Origin of the sequence: Brevibacterium iodinum ATCC 49514, from assembly GCF_900169265.1 — a bacterium.
GTDB classification, from domain to species: domain Bacteria; phylum Actinomycetota; class Actinomycetes; order Actinomycetales; family Brevibacteriaceae; genus Brevibacterium; species Brevibacterium iodinum.
Genome location: NZ_FXYX01000023.1, coordinates 37,147 through 52,618, shown reverse-complemented (window position 1 = coordinate 52,618; position 15,472 = coordinate 37,147). Strand labels below are relative to the sequence as shown.

Annotated in this window: 13 protein-coding genes; 5 read left to right on the top strand and 8 right to left on the bottom strand. The window is 66.2% G+C overall.

All coding sequences use genetic code 11. From position 1 onward, the window contains the following. Positions 1 to 187 precede the first annotated feature (187 nt). Together recQ and BI49514_RS13685 are read right to left on the bottom strand one after the other, a co-directional pair. Entirely contained in the window at positions 188 to 2,023 is a 1,836-nt protein-coding gene (recQ, locus tag BI49514_RS13690) for a DNA helicase RecQ (protein ID WP_101547037.1), read from the bottom strand. Positions 2,024 to 2,362: 339 nt separating this feature from the next. Further along, complete coding sequence (locus tag BI49514_RS13685; protein ID WP_208634996.1) at positions 2,363 to 3,571, bottom strand: MFS transporter; 1,209 nt, start codon at positions 3,569 to 3,571, stop codon at positions 2,363 to 2,365. A gap of 212 nt (positions 3,572 to 3,783) precedes the next feature. Here BI49514_RS13685 and BI49514_RS13680 point away from each other — a divergent pair, with 212 nt between their 5' ends. Then, the gene (locus BI49514_RS13680; RefSeq protein WP_101547036.1) at positions 3,784 to 4,242 is read left to right on the top strand and encodes a Rieske (2Fe-2S) protein; all 459 of its coding nucleotides are present in this window, start codon (positions 3,784 to 3,786) and stop codon (positions 4,240 to 4,242) included. A 91-nt stretch (positions 4,243 to 4,333) separates the two neighbouring features. On the opposite strand, the gene BI49514_RS13675 is transcribed toward BI49514_RS13680, so the two are convergent. The 3 genes from BI49514_RS13675 to BI49514_RS13665 all read right to left on the bottom strand — a co-directional run bounded on the left by BI49514_RS13675 (position 4,334) and on the right by BI49514_RS13665 (position 6,627). After that, entirely contained in the window at positions 4,334 to 4,708 is a 375-nt protein-coding gene (locus BI49514_RS13675; protein ID WP_101547035.1) for a hypothetical protein, read from the bottom strand. After that, on the bottom strand, positions 4,705 to 5,910 hold the full coding sequence (locus BI49514_RS13670; protein ID WP_101547034.1) for a serine hydrolase domain-containing protein: 1,206 nt from the start codon (positions 5,908 to 5,910) through the stop codon (positions 4,705 to 4,707). The genes BI49514_RS13675 and BI49514_RS13670 overlap by 4 nt, the downstream gene beginning before the upstream one ends. Before the next feature lie 87 nt (positions 5,911 to 5,997). Further along, positions 5,998 to 6,627, bottom strand: coding sequence for an ArsR/SmtB family transcription factor (locus BI49514_RS13665; RefSeq protein WP_115614096.1), 630 nt, complete (start codon positions 6,625 to 6,627; stop codon positions 5,998 to 6,000). Between the two features lie 124 nt (positions 6,628 to 6,751). Between BI49514_RS13665 and BI49514_RS13660 the strand changes: the two genes are divergently transcribed. The 3 genes from BI49514_RS13660 to BI49514_RS13650 all read left to right on the top strand — a co-directional run bounded on the left by BI49514_RS13660 (position 6,752) and on the right by BI49514_RS13650 (position 11,564). Further along, on the top strand, positions 6,752 to 7,588 hold the full coding sequence (locus tag BI49514_RS13660) for an HdeD family acid-resistance protein (protein WP_180954389.1): 837 nt from the start codon (positions 6,752 to 6,754) through the stop codon (positions 7,586 to 7,588). A gap of 35 nt (positions 7,589 to 7,623) precedes the next feature. Further along, entirely contained in the window at positions 7,624 to 10,269 is a 2,646-nt protein-coding gene (gene otsB / locus BI49514_RS13655) for a trehalose-phosphatase (protein ID WP_101547033.1), read from the top strand. A gap of 398 nt (positions 10,270 to 10,667) precedes the next feature. Next, positions 10,668 to 11,564, top strand: a complete 897-nt coding sequence (locus BI49514_RS13650) for a PDDEXK family nuclease (RefSeq protein ID WP_145996224.1) — start codon at positions 10,668 to 10,670, stop codon at positions 11,562 to 11,564. Positions 11,565 to 11,657: 93 nt separating this feature from the next. On the opposite strand, the gene BI49514_RS13645 is transcribed toward BI49514_RS13650, so the two are convergent. Then, complete coding sequence (locus BI49514_RS13645) at positions 11,658 to 12,110, bottom strand: MaoC family dehydratase (protein WP_101547031.1); 453 nt, start codon at positions 12,108 to 12,110, stop codon at positions 11,658 to 11,660. Positions 12,111 to 12,278: 168 nt separating this feature from the next. Between BI49514_RS13645 and BI49514_RS13640 the strand changes: the two genes are divergently transcribed. Further along, positions 12,279 to 12,896 carry a DUF1990 family protein gene (locus BI49514_RS13640; protein ID WP_101547030.1) on the top strand — a complete coding sequence of 206 codons (618 nt, stop codon included), beginning with the start codon at positions 12,279 to 12,281 and terminating at the stop codon, positions 12,894 to 12,896. Positions 12,897 to 12,900: 4 nt separating this feature from the next. On the opposite strand, the gene BI49514_RS13635 is transcribed toward BI49514_RS13640, so the two are convergent. Then, complete coding sequence (locus BI49514_RS13635; protein WP_167443990.1) at positions 12,901 to 13,959, bottom strand: M15 family metallopeptidase; 1,059 nt, start codon at positions 13,957 to 13,959, stop codon at positions 12,901 to 12,903. Positions 13,960 to 14,185: 226 nt separating this feature from the next. Continuing rightward, positions 14,186 to 15,472 carry a sensor histidine kinase gene (locus BI49514_RS13630; RefSeq protein WP_101547028.1) on the bottom strand — a complete coding sequence of 429 codons (1,287 nt, stop codon included), beginning with the start codon at positions 15,470 to 15,472 and terminating at the stop codon, positions 14,186 to 14,188.

The following is a 15,472-nucleotide window of genomic DNA, read 5'->3' as shown; positions in this document are numbered from 1 at the left end:
GAGAGGATCTCGACACGGCTTGGCGGTCTTGCCCCGATGGAATATCGGACCAAGACCGCCACAGCCGAACAGCCGGTAACTGCTTTATGCTGACCCCACAGCAGTCCAACTATTGGGGACCACTCCACGCCAGGTTGCTGGGCCGCCGTCGGGTAGCAAATGGGGAGTTTGAGGGGCCCGAGGCGGTTCAGCCTGCGTGCGCGGCGAGGACCTTGAGCACGGAGTCGCCGTAGCGGTCGAGCTTCTTCAGACCCACTCCGCTGACCTGACCGAGTTCGCTGATCGTCGTCGGCTTGACCTCGACGATGCCGTAGAGCGTGGCATCGGGGAATACGACGTAGGCGGGCACGCCCTGCTCCTTCGCCTGCTCTCCTCGCCAGGAGCGCAGGGCCTCGAACAGGGAGGCATCGGCGGGGTCGAGCTCGACCTCGGGGCCGCCTCGGCGACTTGATCCGGCCTTCTTGCCTCCGGACTTCTTCACCGGGTCGACACGCAGTGAGATCTCCTCTTCTCCGCGCAACACGGGGCCGGCGTTCTCGCCGACCACAAGCACACCGTAGTCACCATGGGATTCGAGGAGGCCGCGGGCGAGCACCTGCCGGATGACGGTCTTCCACTGACTCTCGGACAGGTCGTCGCCGACGCCCCAGACGCTCAGGCTCGCATGGTCCGAGGACCGGGACCGGTCGTTGTCATTGCCGCGCAGCACATCGATGACTTGGCCCGAACCGAAACGCTGTCCGCGTTCTCGGTCGAGGCGGATGACGGCCGACAGCAGCTTCTGCACGGCCACGGTCGCGTCCCAGGTCACTGGGGGTGTCATGCAGGTGTCGCAGTTGCCGCACGGTGCGGATTCCTCGTCGAAGTACCGCAGCAGCTGGACACGTCGGCAGTCGACGGTCTCGCAGAGGGCGAGCATCGAATCGAGGTGGCTCATCTGGCGGCGTTTGAACACCTGGTCGCCCTCGCCGGATTCGATGAGTCGACGTTGGGAGACGACATCGCCGAGGCCGTAGACCATCCACGCATCAGCGGGCAGTCCATCGCGGCCGGCTCGACCGGTCTCCTGGTAGTAGCCCTCGACCGACCGGGGCAGATCGAGGTGGGCGACGAAGCGGACATCGGGTTTGTCGATGCCCATGCCGAAGGCGATCGTGGCGACCATGACGATGCCGTCCTCCCGGAGGAATCTCGCCTGATTCTGCGCCCGCACCTCGGAGGGCAGCCCTGCGTGGTACGGCAGGGCTGTGAGGCCGCGGGCGACGAGTGCTTCGGCCAGCTGATCCACCCCGCGCCGGGACAGACAGTAGACGATGCCCGAATCCCCGTGGTGTTCGGTGGTGATGAAGTTCAGCAGCTGCGACCTCGCCGAGGCCTTCGGCTCGATCCGGTAGGTGATGTTGGGTCGGTCGAAGCTCGCGACGAAGTGCTCGGCATCCTGGAGGTGGAGGCGCTCGGTGAGTTCGGCGTGGGTGGCCGGAGTGGCCGTGGCCGTCAGGGCGATGCGCGGGACATCGGGGAATCGTTCGGCCAGGACGCCGAGCCCCAGATAGTCGCTGCGGAAGTCATGGCCCCATTGGGACACGCAGTGGGCTTCGTCGATGGCGAACAGGGAGATCTGTGCCTGCTCGAGCAGTCGCATCGTCCGCGGCAGGACGAGACGCTCGGGCGCGAGGTAGAGCAGGTCGAGCTCACCGGCCAGCAGCTGCTGTTCGACCTGCTGGGCGGTGTCGAAATCGAGGGACGAGTTGAGATAGGCGGCCCGCACGCCAAGGTTCTCCAGTGCCGCGACCTGATCGGCCATGAGCGCAATGAGTGGGGAGATGACCACACCGGTACCAGGCCTGACCAGGGCGGGAATCTGATAGCACAGGGATTTTCCGCCGCCGGTGGGCATAAGTACGACCGCATCCCCGCCGCCGACGATCTGGTCGACGATGGCCGCCTGCTGACCCCGGAACTCCTCATAGCCGAAGACATCGTGGAGGACATCGAGGGCGGAGGTCGTGGCTGCGGAGGTCATGGCTCCAACCCTAGTTCACGTCACTGACCCGAATCTCCACCGGAAACGGGACTACGGAGAAGGGGTTTGAGACCTCGGAGGAAACAAACCGAGGTCCCGGGGCGACAAGTCGAGGTGTGGGAGAGAGTGGAGACGGGAACTATCCGAAAGTGACCATTTCTCGGGAGCCGGGAGTCAGATCTCCGGAAATCAGGCCTCTGGCCGACGTCCGCCGCGCGGCTCCGTGCGAACCCGGCCCCAACAGGCCCAACGGCTCCAACGGCCTCGACAGTCCAGCTACCCGTCACCCAACGGTCCAGGGACCTGGTTCAGACACCCCAGCACCCGACGGCCCTCCACCTAACGGCCCGCGAACCTCCGTGCCGCCACGAGTCCCAACACACACACGACGGCCACCGCGACGGCGAAGACGACGGTCGCATTCGCCAGTCCCACCTCGGCGGCGAGGAATCCGGCACCGATCGGCGGCACCGATATGAACACGTACGCGAGGATGAAGTACGAGGTGGTCGCCTCGGTGCGGTGCTCTGGCGCGGTCACCGCGGTGATCGCACGCATCCCGGTCATGAACACGAGCCCCTGCCCGGCACCGGCCAACGCTGCGGAGGCGATGAGCACCGGCAGCGACCCCGCCATGAGCGCGAAGACGAGAGCACCCATGCTCACGATCATGGTCACGGTCCCGCCGACGATGAGCAGGCGGTCGCTCAACCCGCGCAGCAGCACCTGCGCCGTCGCCGAGGCGCCGAAGAGAAGGAACACGACGGCGCCGGTGACCGCGGTCGACGTCACGTGCAGGGTCTGCCCGATGAAGCTCGGCGCGATCGCCGAATACAGCCCGCACACCGCGAAGCCGGTGATCGCCCCAGGTGAGGCGGCTAGGAACATGCGCTTCGCCGAGGCGGGAATCCCCGGCAGCTGCAACCGCACAGCCGTCGCCCCGCCGCGCGTCCGGTCGCGCACGAAGATGAGCGCCAAGCCTGCGATGGCGAGCATGAGCGCGTTGACGAGGAACGGCGTGAGCAGGGGAGCGGGGGCGAAGCGGGCGAGCAGTTCGGAGGACAGGATCCCGAGTCCGAGGCCGCCCATATTCGCCGCCGTGGCCAAGGATCCCGCGAGTCGTTCGCGCCCGGCGGGCGCGTTCTCGAGCACGGTGACGGTGGCGGTCGACGTGAAGATCCCCGCGGCCAGACCGGACAGGACTCGGCCGGTCAGCAGCAGGCCGATGTGGGATCCGATGAGGAAGAGCACCGCCGAGGCGATCGAGAAGATCACCCCGAGGCTGAGCACCGGCCGTCGCCCCAGTCCGTCGGAGAGCCGACCGAAGATGATGAGCGCGCCGATGACCCCGACCGTGTAGATCGCGAAGAGCTGAGTGGTGAATGCGGTGCCGAACCCGAACCGCTCCTCATAGAGCGGGTAGAGGGGCGTGGGCAGGGTGGTGCCCATCATGACGACGGTGAATACGTACACCGAGGCGGCCAGGCCCCATCCCGTCGCGATGCGCGGATCCGGGCGCCGCTGGTGTGCTGCCGTCTCGTCGGCCACTGCCGCACCCCTTCTTCGCCCACAATCGTCCCTCGCCGAGGCGGCCCACCGCGCCCATCGCCCCGATCGTCCGAGGATCGGTCCGGTGCCATTCGATCCTGACAGGTGCCTGCAGCCGGTGAACCGACTGCAATTGTACGCTGGAACTTACGAGTCCATGCCTGTTAACGGCATGGCGGATTGTGCGCACCCGCGAGAAGGAGCAGATTCCGATGACGACGACCCCGAACAGCCCCGCCGACGTCGACCCGACCGCCTCAGCGGATCCGACCCGACGCCGTGTGATGAAGACAGCGGGCGTGGCCGGAACGGTGGCGGTCATCGGCGGCTCCGTGGCGGCCACCTCGGCGTGTTCGTCCGACGAGGATGCGGAGCCGACGAAGGACTCGAGCCTGCCGGCCTCCGACGTTCCCGTCGGTTCCGGCACCGTCATCGAGGACACCTACGTGATCACTCAGCCGAAGGAAGGCGAGTTCTTCGCGTTCTCATCGGTGTGCACCCACCAGGGCTGCCAGGTCACTCGTATCACCGAGGAGGCCATCATCTGCCCGTGCCATTCCTCGAACTTCTCGGTGACAACCGGCGAGGTGATCTCCGGTCCGGCCGAGGAGCCGCTGCCGAAGTACGAGGTCTCCGAAAGCGGCGGCACACTGACCGTCAAGGGGCAGTAGGGCACGTAGAGACCGACTCAGGCCGACTCAGACCGACTCAGGCCTTCGCGGCCCGCCGTGGTCGGCCGTTCGCGGAGTCGGGCACACACCGTCAGAGGAAGAGCCCGGGAACGACGAGGGCGCCGGAGATGAGGAGCGCGAGCAGGGCGGAGAAGCCGAGTCCGCTCGCTTCATTCCGGCGGGCCTTCGCATCGTCGGATCGCCACGGCAGGTCAGGCCACACGAGCGCAGCCCGGAAGACGGAGACGGCGATGGCGAGCATTCCGGCCGGCCAGACGTAGATGAACCAGCTCTCCCAGCCTCCGAACGGTGTGATGAGGCGGATGAGCAGCACGAATACGACCGCCGTGACCATCCCCGAGAGCAGTCCGATCCGGGACACCGCGCGGGGCGCTCGCCACGCGGTGGATGCACCCCAGGCCACAATGAGGGCCCCGATGACAGTAGAGACGAGTTCGGGACTCATGGGCGTTCTCCCTTCGTCGAGCCTTCGTCCGCGGATGCTGCCCCGGTTTCGGACGGGGTTTCGGTTTCGGCCGTAGTGCTGGAATCCGTGCCGGCATCGGCACCGATGAGCATTGCGGCAGCATCGACGTCGTTGGCTGAGTCGTTCAGAACGATGATGCCGTCACCGGTCTCCCTGTCGAATCCGAGGTACGACCGAAAGCCGCCGGTGCCGCCGTTGTGCCAGGTGATGGTCGATCCGTCGTGCGTCGTCGTGAACCACGCCCAGCCGATGCGATCATCCTCGAAATCCGCTCGAGGCTCGGTCGCCTCGGCGCCGGGCGCAGTTCCGTCGCTCACGGACCGCAGCCAGATCGACAGGTCATGGGTCGTCGATCGAATCGCGCCGGCGGGCGCCGAGCCGCCGAGAGTCCATGGAGCGGCCGGCAGCCCCGACGCCGTGAACCCGTGGGACAGACCGTCAGCGGACTCCGGGACGAACGTCTCATTCATCCCCAAGGGTTCGGTGAGGCGGTCGCGAACGAGCTCGGAATAGTCCTGCCCGGCCGCCTCGGCGAGGGCCTGGCCGAGGACGGCGAACCCAAAGTTCGAATACTCGGGCTCCGGCTCGCCCACGTCCACGTCTTTGAGGCTGGCGACGATGTCCGCGGCGTCCCCTCGGTACGGGTCGGTGTGGATGTAATTCGACAGCACGCTCATCATTCCGTCGCTGAAGCTCGGAGCGGGTTCCTGGGAGGGCAGCCCCGACCGCTGCATCGCAATCGACTCGAGCGTCACCTCGGCGACGTTCCCCTCCAGCTCCGGCCACACCTCGCCGAGGCGGGTGTCCGCCTCCACCTCGCCCCGGTCGATCGCCTCGGCGAAGAGCGCGGCCGTGAACGTCTTCGTGATCGAGCCGATCTCGAACTCGGTGTGCTCATCGGCTCCGGTGCCCGCGAAGGTCACCGTGCCGTCGCCGTAGCGGCCGCCGTCGCCGACGATGCGGGCTGCGGCCACGTGCTGCCAATGCTGGCTGGCGAGCGCGTCTTCGAGTTCGGCCATGAGCTCGGCGTCCCCTGTCGGCGTGCCTTGGAAGCCGCGCGGCCACGGAGTGATCGCCGCGAGCACAGCGGCTGTGACGGTTGCCGCGATCACGGCAATCAACACTCGCCGAGGCGGCCGTCCCGCCGCCGCAGATGTGCGGTGATTGTCGATGGCGGTCATCGTTCCTCCTGGTCAGCAGGGGTGGAATGTGTGGTGGTCGGGTTCGGGTCGCGCGGTGGGCGAGCGACCCGCCGGCGAGAGGTTCTGTCAGTGCGTTCCGATGAGGACGAGGGTGAGCAACGGAACGACTCGCTGAGCGGGCACACGCCAGTGTCCGCGGCGGGCGCTCTCTAACCAGCCGGCCCCGGCGAGAGCATGCACATGGTGATAGATCTGCCCGGTCGTGCCGAAGCGCTCATCCTTGCCCAGTTCGGCGACGGTGCTCGTGCCCTCATAGATCGCTTGGAGCAGCTGCAGGCGGACCGGGTGACCGAGGGCTGCCAAGGATCCGGCCGCCTCGGCGAAATCGATCTGCGCCAGCCCTGCGCTGCTCAGACCCATCTGCCACGCCACGGGACCGCTGCAGCCCGGGGGAGTCGTGTACCCGGTGTAGGTCACTCCGCCCTCCTCGCCGAGGTGGTCGACGAGCCCGTGCAGCGCCCAGAACGTCTCTGCGTCGCCCGGCAGGGCTGTGTTCCCGGCGGAGGGTTGGACTGATGATTCCGGGAAACCGGATGGCGCCGGTGATTCCGCTCTGACCGACGACGTTCCGTCCGCCTTCTGCTGCGTCGCGCCAGGCTCCTGCAATGCAGAGGATTCTGCGGCCGCAGCCTCGAGCTCGGCGACTCGCTGTTCGAGAGCGGAGAGGCGATCTTCTGCCGACGGTGTTGGTTCCATGCTTCGACAGTACAGAAAATGCGTAATTACGTAAATACGTGAAACGTGAAGAAGCGCCACTCACCCGACCCTGAACCGACGCTGACCGGACAGACTCAGGCAGGCGACCTAGACTGGTGCCGTGATGAGTACCGAAGAGCCGCGCACCGACGCCACACCCACGCGAACCGATGCCGCCCCGCAGGCCATTGCCGCAGCGAGTCGACTCGGCTGGCCCATGGTCGTACGCGGAATCCTCGGCGTCGCCTTCGGCATCGTCACCGTCTTCTGGCCCCGCGATTCGAGCAATCCGGTGCAGCTGAGTCTGCCGACCGAGGTCGTCGACCACCTAGCCATCGGCTACCTCATCCTCTTCGCCTTGGCCCTGGTCTTCCAGGCCGTGCGCTCGCCCTTGAACGTGCGCACCGCGATCTTCGGACAGGCCGTCATCGCGATCCCGGCCATCGTCTTCCTCTTCCTCGCCGACCAGCCCGCCGAACTGCGCGCGCCCCTGAGCATCTGGGCCCTGCTGCACGGCGCTCTCGAATTCTGGGCCTACCGGCAGCTGCGGTCCCAGCCCATGGCCTCGGACTTCCTCATCGCCTCCGGAGTCCACGTCCTGCTCGGCATCATCCTCGTCTTCGGCGACGGCATGGAGGCGCTGTCGATCCTCGGCTTCACGGGAGCGGCGACCCTCATCGCCGGCGTGATCTTCATCATCGGCGGCTACTCCCGCCTGAGCAAGGGCCGCCAGCTGGCCAAGCTCGGTGCCCTGCCCGAACAGATCGACACCCCCGCCGAGGCGGCCGACCCCGCTGATGCCGACCCCTCGGGTGCCGCTGACGCCACCGACGATACGAACTCGTCCCAGGCCGCGGACACGTCGAACCCAACCGATGCCGTCGGCGAAGCCGATCGCACGGCCGATTCCGGTGATCCGGACGATCCGGACAGCGACACCCCAGTGAAGAAAGAACCCTGACCGGCACCCGAGCCAACCGAGACACCCGAGGTGAGATGAGCACTGTCGAGCACGAGAGCGCAACCGAATCCCGATTGGCCACCATCGCCGCCTCGGTGAGGTCCTCCGAATTGTTGGGCGACCTTGCCGAAGCCAGCCGAGCACTCGACCCCGTCCTCTTCCGGCGCCTCTTCGTGCTCTCCCGTTCCCCATCCCTGCTGGTGGCCACCGACTACGACGGGACGATCGCCCCCATCGTCGACATCCCCAGCCAAGCCTTTCCCTTGGAGAGCTCGGTCGACTCACTGCGCGCGCTCGCCTTGCTGCCGTCCACCTCGGCGGGGGTGATCTCCGGTCGCAGCCTGCGCGATCTCGCGGCGATGTCGCGACTGCCCCGCGAGGTCCACCTCTTCGGGTCCCACGGCGGTGAGACCGACACATTCACCATCGATACCCTCACCGAAGAGCAGCGGGCGGTCCTGGCCGACTTCCGCACCGATCTCACCCGCACCCTGCCGCGAGAGGTCATCGAGCACAAGACCACCGGCGCGGCCGTGCACCTGCGCGGACTCGACGAGGCGAATCGACGCGACATCGAAACCGCTGTCGAGAAGCTCGCCGCCGCCCATCCGATCCATCCCACCCGCGGCAAGCAGGTCATCGACCTGACCGTCGTGCCGTCCTCGAAGGCCGATGCGCTGACCCGCCTGCGCAGCCAGACAGGGGCGGAAGCCGTCGTCTTCATCGGCGATGACACCGCCGACGAATTCGCTCTCGAAACCCTCGGCGCCGATGACCTCGGGCTCAAGGTCGGGACTCAGGCCGCGCCTACGCACGCCGACTTCCGGCTGGACTCACCGGCCGAGGTCTCCACCGTCCTCAGTGCCCTGTTCGAGCTGCGCAAGTCCTGGCTCTTCGGCCGCCGCGCCACCCCGATCCAGCGGCACAGCCTCATCGGCAATGGACAGTCGACCGCGCTCATCGACCCCACCGGCAGCATCTGCTGGATGCCGCACCCGCTGCCGCATTCGGCGTCGATGTTCTCCGAGATCCTCGGCTCCGAGGCGGCGGGATTCTTCGCCGTGGCACCGGCCAACGGGGCCGCCCCGCTGACCCAGCGCTACCTCGGGAACTCGTCCCTGCTCGAGACCCGGTGGGCCGGACTGAGCTGTGTCGACTACCTCGCTCCCGTCGACGGGTACAGCGACGACACGATTGTCGTCCGCGTGCTCACCGGCGACACCCCGACCCGCATCCGCTTCGCACCCAGGCTCGACTACGCCACGGTTCCCACCCGCATGACCAGGACCGATGATGGTGTGGCGGTGCTCGGCACCGCGGAGCCGATCGAACTCCACGCCCCCGGAATCGACTTCGACATCGTCGAGAACGGCGACTCCCACACCGCCGAGGCGACCGTCGTCCCCTCGCAGCAGCCCGGCGGATCCGTCGTCCTCGTTCTCGCCTGCGGAACGGGCACGGGCGACGCCGGATACATGGCCACCGGCGGCGAGCACCATGTGCGCGAACGCGCCCTGAACTTCTGGACGAACTGGGTCGAATCACTGACTCTGCCCGGTCACCACCGCGAAGAAGTCATCCGCTCCGCGATCACCCTGCGCGCTCTGTGCCACGAACCCACCGGCGGAGTCCTCGCCGCCCCCACGACCTCCCTGCCCGAGGGCATCGGCGGCGTCCGCAACTGGGACTACCGCTATACATGGCTGCGCGACGGATCGATGACCGTCCGCGCCCTGCTCGCCCTCGGTTCCACCGGTGAGGCCGAAGGATTCCTCTCATGGCTGTCGGGGGTGCTCGCGCGCACGGTCTCACCCGAACAGCTTCATCCGCTCTACGCCGTCGACGGCTCGGCCCTGACCACCGAGGCGGTGCTCAACCACCTGCCCGGATACGCCGGATCACGGCCGGTGCGGGTCGGCAACGCCGCCGAACATCAGGTCCAACTCGACGTGTTCGGCCCGGTCACGGAGCTCCTCGACGAACTAAGCGACCACCTCGGCGAGTTGCCGGAGGACTATTGGACCCTCACCTGTCAGATGGTCGAAGCCGTGGGCAAACGATGGTTCGAGGCCGACCACGGGATCTGGGAGGCGAGGCGTCCGCCGAAGCACAACGTGTACACGCGCGTGATGTGCTGGGTGACGGTCGATCGTGCGCTGCGGATCGCTAACCGGTTCGATCGGGAGCCGCCCGGTGCGTGGCGGCAGCTACGCGAGGAGATCGCCCACGACGTGCTCACGCATGGCTTTAACGAGGAGGTCGGGGCATTCACCGTCGCCTACGGTGAGACGGACCTGGACTCGGCCGCACTGTTCGTCGGACTCTCGGGGCTGCTCGACGCCGACGATCCGCGCTTCGTGTCCACCGTCGACGCGATCGAACGCGAACTGCGGGTCGGCCCGACGGTGTTCCGCTACCGCTACGATGACGGGCTGCCCGGGTTGGAGGGCGGATTCCACATCTGCACGACCTGGCTCATCGAAGCCTTCATCAAGGTCGGCCGCATCGACGATGCCTGGGATCTGTTCCGGCAGGTCGACGATCTGCTCGGGCCCACCGGGCTGCTGTCGGAGGAATACGACCCCGTTGCCGAGATGCACCTGGGCAATCACCCGCAGGCGTACTCACACCTCGGCTACATCCGCGTCGCCCAGCAGCTCGACGCTCACCGCCCGAGCTGAGGCAACGCTGCCTGCCGCACTCGGGAGGGGCACTCAATCCGCGGCGGCTGTGGACTCAGCTGCTTGCAATCGCCCGTTGATAGTGGCGAAATGTCCAAAAATCCTAGCGGATCCTGACTTTTCGCCACATCTGTCTACTGTCAGTTACTTGTCCTCCGTATTCCACTCGTGTGCTGTGGCCTGTGGGCGCACAACCGCCGTCCACAGCCAGGTCTTCAGCAGTAGCAGCGAGGTTGCGCAAACAGGCATATTCAGACGTCATGGACTCACGACGACTGCCGAAGACGGCAACTTCGACCAGACTGGTATCGGGACGGTCGCTGACGGACAGTGAACCTGTGCGGAGATGGCCGATCCTGCCATGGACCGAGAAACCGCGGAAGCTGATGAGGGCGCCGGTGCCCTTCTCTCGCACCGAGGCGGCCGCACTTGGGGTGACCCGTCACATGCTGCTGACGAGCTCACGTTTCAAGCAGATCACGCATGGAATGTGGATAGACACGAAACCTGAGACCGAGATCTTCGCCCCGGTCTGGGCAGACGATCAATGGGCGCGGGACCAGGTCAGGCTCACTGCGGCCATTGGCGCCGATCCCAGATCAGTCGGGTGCAATGTCACTGCTGCCCGCTTGTACGGGTTGCCGTTGCCGAGGTCGGCCGACAAGCGTCTGCACGTGGCGCTCGGCGAGGCAAATGCTTCCCGGCGACGGCGGGATGCGGTCCTGCACCGGTATGTACGGTTGCGGGCAGACAACTTCTTCGGCCTGCCGCTCATCTCGGTGCCCCAACTATTCGCAGAACTCGCAGGTGTGCTGACGACCGAGCAACTGGTCGAGCTCGGTGACGCTGCTGTGGGCAGGTGGCATTGTGGTCCGCTTACGACGATTGCTGAGATCCGCGCCGAACTGGCCGCGCGTTCGCGTTTGGTCGGACGCCGGGCTGCACAGAGCGCGATCGAATTGGTCCGGGAGGATGTGGACTCGCCCCCGGAGACGCGCCTTCGACTGCGGTTGATCGCCGCCGGATTCCCCGAGCCGTCTGTACATCCGGCGGTGTACTGCCGCCTGATTGATTCGGTGCTGCATCCAGACCTGGGATACCCGGAAATCCGATTCGCCATAGAGTACGAAGGCGATCATCACCGCAGCTCACCGGCGCAGTTCGCTGAAGACAATCGGCGAATCGCCGCATTGGAAGCCGAAGGGTGGTTCGTTCTCAGAGTCTCGAAACGGTCGAATCAGGCGGACATCTGCCGAATCATCGAACACCACCTCGGCCGTGCGGGTCTGTTATGAATCGAACCATTCTGAATGTGGCGAAAAGTCGGAACCAGCGGGGAATTCCAGACTTTTCGCCACTATCGACTCAATTTTGCCGGAGTGGCGGCCTCACTCGACGAGGAGGGTGACCACCTCGGCGACGCATGCGGGGCGGTCCTGGCCTTCGATCTCGATCGTGTGTTCGAGGATGACCTGCGTGCCCTTGTCGCCGCGGATGACGTCCTTGACGCTGATGGTTCCGCGCAGGCGGGAGCCGACGACGACGGGCTGGAGGAAGCGGACCTTGTTGAGTCCGTAGTTGACGCGGATCGACACGCCTTCGATCGTGAAGACCTCGGTGGAGAATTTCGGGATGAGCGAGAGGGTGAAGAATCCGTGGACGATCGTCGCACCGTAGGGCCCCTCGGCGGCGCGCGCTTCGTCCACGTGGATCCACTGGTGGTCGCCGGTGACATCGGCGAAGGTGTTGATGGCGTCCTGATCCATCGTCATCCATTCGGAGGAGCCGAGCTCCTGGCCGATGAGCGATTCGATCTCGTCGATGCCGTTGATTGTGCGCACGTGGTTCTCCTTTGATCCTGGCTCAGATGCTGAGCGGACATTCGATTGAGGTCCGCTGTTCTTGGCATCATACGTGGCCGTCCGGTCGACGCCACACAGCCGTCCGGACTGTGAGTCACGCGGTCCGAGTCCGTTCGGTTGACGGTTCGAGTCCGTTAGGTTGGAGGCATGGCCGAACAATCACAGGAGCGCCCGGAGACGCTGACTCATCCCATCTCGCCGAGGTGGCTGGAGCGTCCCGACGGCTACCGTCACTTCGAATCCGCGTATTTCGTCGGCCACGGGAGAGACACGTTCGAGCGCTGCGCCGAGGAGCTCCTGCACTGGGAGGTCAAGGTCCGCAGCGGCTTCGACATGGAGGTAGACGTCGACGCCGTCCTCGTCGGAAGTGCGGACATGGTCAGTCGAGCGGCTGGAGCGGAGTCGACGGCCGATGTCGACGCTCGCGCGGACGGAGTGGGTTCTGGCCTGCCGCCTCGAGTGGAGCCGGGGCAGGAGCCGACGATCCGCGTGCGCCTCGGGCCCTTCCGACTGCCCGAGCCCTCACGAGTCATCGACGTCTTCGAGGCGGAGGACCGATGCGGCTTCACCTATGGCACGAAGCCGGGACATCCGATCACCGGAGAGGAGTCATTCATCCTCATCCGCACCGCCGATGATCGGGTCTTCCTCGTCCTGAGGTCGGTTTCGCGGGCGGGGCTGGGCATCTGGAGACTCGGCGAACCGTTCGTCCGGTTCGCTCAGGCCATCTACCGCCGCCGATACGGACGGGCGCTGCGCGGCTGATCGGTCACTTGCCGGGAATCGAGTCGCGGGCGGGAGTGTATTCCCAGTGCCACGGCTCGTACATGCTCGCCTTGGCCCAGTCGGGGTTCTCCCAGCCGTATTCGTCCCCGTGCTCGACGAGCCAGTTCCAGGCTCCGGACTTGCTTGCGACCCCGCCGCCGAGGTCGAGGGCGATGCCCCAACCGTGCAGCGAGGTGCCCGGCTTGGCAGCCAGTCCCGGCTTCCGGCCTGCAACCGAGAGCTGTCCGGCCATGTCGCGGTAGGAGTCCGTGATCTCGAGCTCCTTGCCGGTGTCCTTCTTGTACGCGGCATTCATCTTAGCGAAGGAGACAGCGGCGTCCGCGCGGAGTCGGTGGTCTTCCTTGCCGAGGCCACACAGCCATTCATCGGGCAGCTCGCCATTGCCGGCGGACTGATCGAAGTTCTGTTTCGCATCGCAGCCGGGCAGGGCGCTCTTCTCAACAGCGCGGGACGCAGCTTCGACCTTCTTCTGCTTGGCGCTCGGCACGCCGATCTCCATCGACGACTTCCCCTTGACCTCGGGGACGTCGGCGTTGACCTTCTCCGCGTTGACGGTTGCGGGCTCACCGGCGGCGGTCGGATCGGTCTTGACCTCGGCGCCTCCGCTGAGGTTGTTGACCAGCATGGTCACTGCAGTGGCGGCACCCGCCACTGAGACGGCAGCCAGTGTCGAGACGGTCCGCACTTTCTTCTTTCGCACGGACTTGAGCAGCGCACCATCGGACCCGCGGCTCTCGGCGGCTCCTGCGCTGACCCGACGGGCAGACGAGCCAGACGGTGACCCGAAGGTCGTGGGCACCGCGGCGGCTTCACGAGCCATTGCGGCACGACGCGGAGACGTCTGAGCGGCCCGCGCCTCGGCGGCCATCGCTGCGCGCCTGGGCGACAGGGATTCGGCTGAAGAGCCAACGGATGCAGGCGCGGTCGGCGCCCCGGTGCTGCGTGACGAGGTGCGTGCGCGTGAGAACGGGGACGATGAGCGACGCTTGTGCAGATCCCGTCGACGCACCGTTGGTTCTGTGGTCGATGATGACTCTGACATAACTCTCCGTGTGACTGTGACTCGTCGAAGACCGCCGAGGTTTCGCCGACTTCAATACAACATAACAAAAGTGTAACGGGAATATATAGAACCTGTCATATTTTGGTGACGAGTCGCACTCGCGGGTGGTCAGCCGATGTTCAGGCCGGGTTCAGCGGAACCTCGGAATCCCGGTATCAGGCCAGGTCAGCGCCATGAAAGGCGGTGAGGGGCCGCCTCGGCGAAATCATTCGGATCGGCTCTCGATGTACTGTCGGAGTGCACGGTCCTGGGCTTCCTCGTCGGGCAAGATCACCTCGGTTCGGGCGCCTCCCGTTACGGGGTCGTTACCGAAGATCAGCTTGATGCCGAGCAGGCGAGCCTGCCCCTGCGCGATGACGAGACCGAGGCCCATTCCGCCGCCGCCGGCGGAGACGAAGCGGGTCGGGCCGGTGTTGACGATGTCCGGCGGATAGCCGGAACCGGAGTCGGTGACGACGATGCTGCGCGTGCTCGTCTCCAAACGAATGGGATCTCCGCCGTGTTTGATCGCGTTGACGAGCAGGTTCGACACGATGCGCTCGAAACGGCGGACATCGGTGACCAGCGTCGAATTCAACGCCGCCAGATGCGTGTCGATCTGATGGCCGGCCAGGGCGCCCGAGGCTTCCATCGTGCCCAACAGGGAACGGATCGCCTGATCGACGTCGACGCGGGTGAACTCGGGGTTGGCGCGGCCGGCGTCGAGGCGGGAGACCTCGAGGAGATCTTCGACGAGGACCTGCATGCGCACGACCCGGTCCTTGACGAGGTCGGCGGGGCGGGAATCCTCTTCGAGCAGGTTGGCGGCGTTGACCAGACCGGTCAGCGGCGTGCGCATCTCGTGCGCGAGATCGGCCGTGAAGCGCTGCTCGGAGTCGATGCGTTCGGTCAGGCGGGCCACCGCGGTGTCGACGGCCGTGGCGAAGGCCCACACCTCCTGATCGGATTCGTCGATGACGTCGGCGATGCGCGTGGTCGTGTCACCGGCGGCGATCTTCCTGGCCGCCTGCGCACCGAGGGTGAGCCTGCGGGAGATGCGGCCGGCGACGATCGATCCCACACCGCCGACGACGAGGGCGGAGCCGATCATGCCGACCAGCAGTGCTTGGTCGATGCGGCCGATGAGCTCCTGGCTGTCCTTCGTCGAGGCGCGCACGGAGATCACCTGGGTGTGCGAGCCGACCTCGATGGGGGCAGCTGCCCACACGATCTCCTCGCCGTCGACCTCGGACCGGATCGTCACGCTCTGACCCTTGAGCGCGGACTTGCGCGCTTCCTTGGGCAGCTCCGGATCATCGATGCGGGCGTTGAGGGTGAGCACCCCGGTTTCGGAGAAGATGGCCGTCGCGTTCGTCAGCTGCTCCGTCACGGTCGAACGCATCCGGTCGTCCTCGGCCCGGGCCGCGGATTGGCGCAGCACGATCGAGCACGACAGCACGGCGATGATCACCGAGGCGACGATGAGCAGAGAGATCTTCCAGCGCAGCGACAT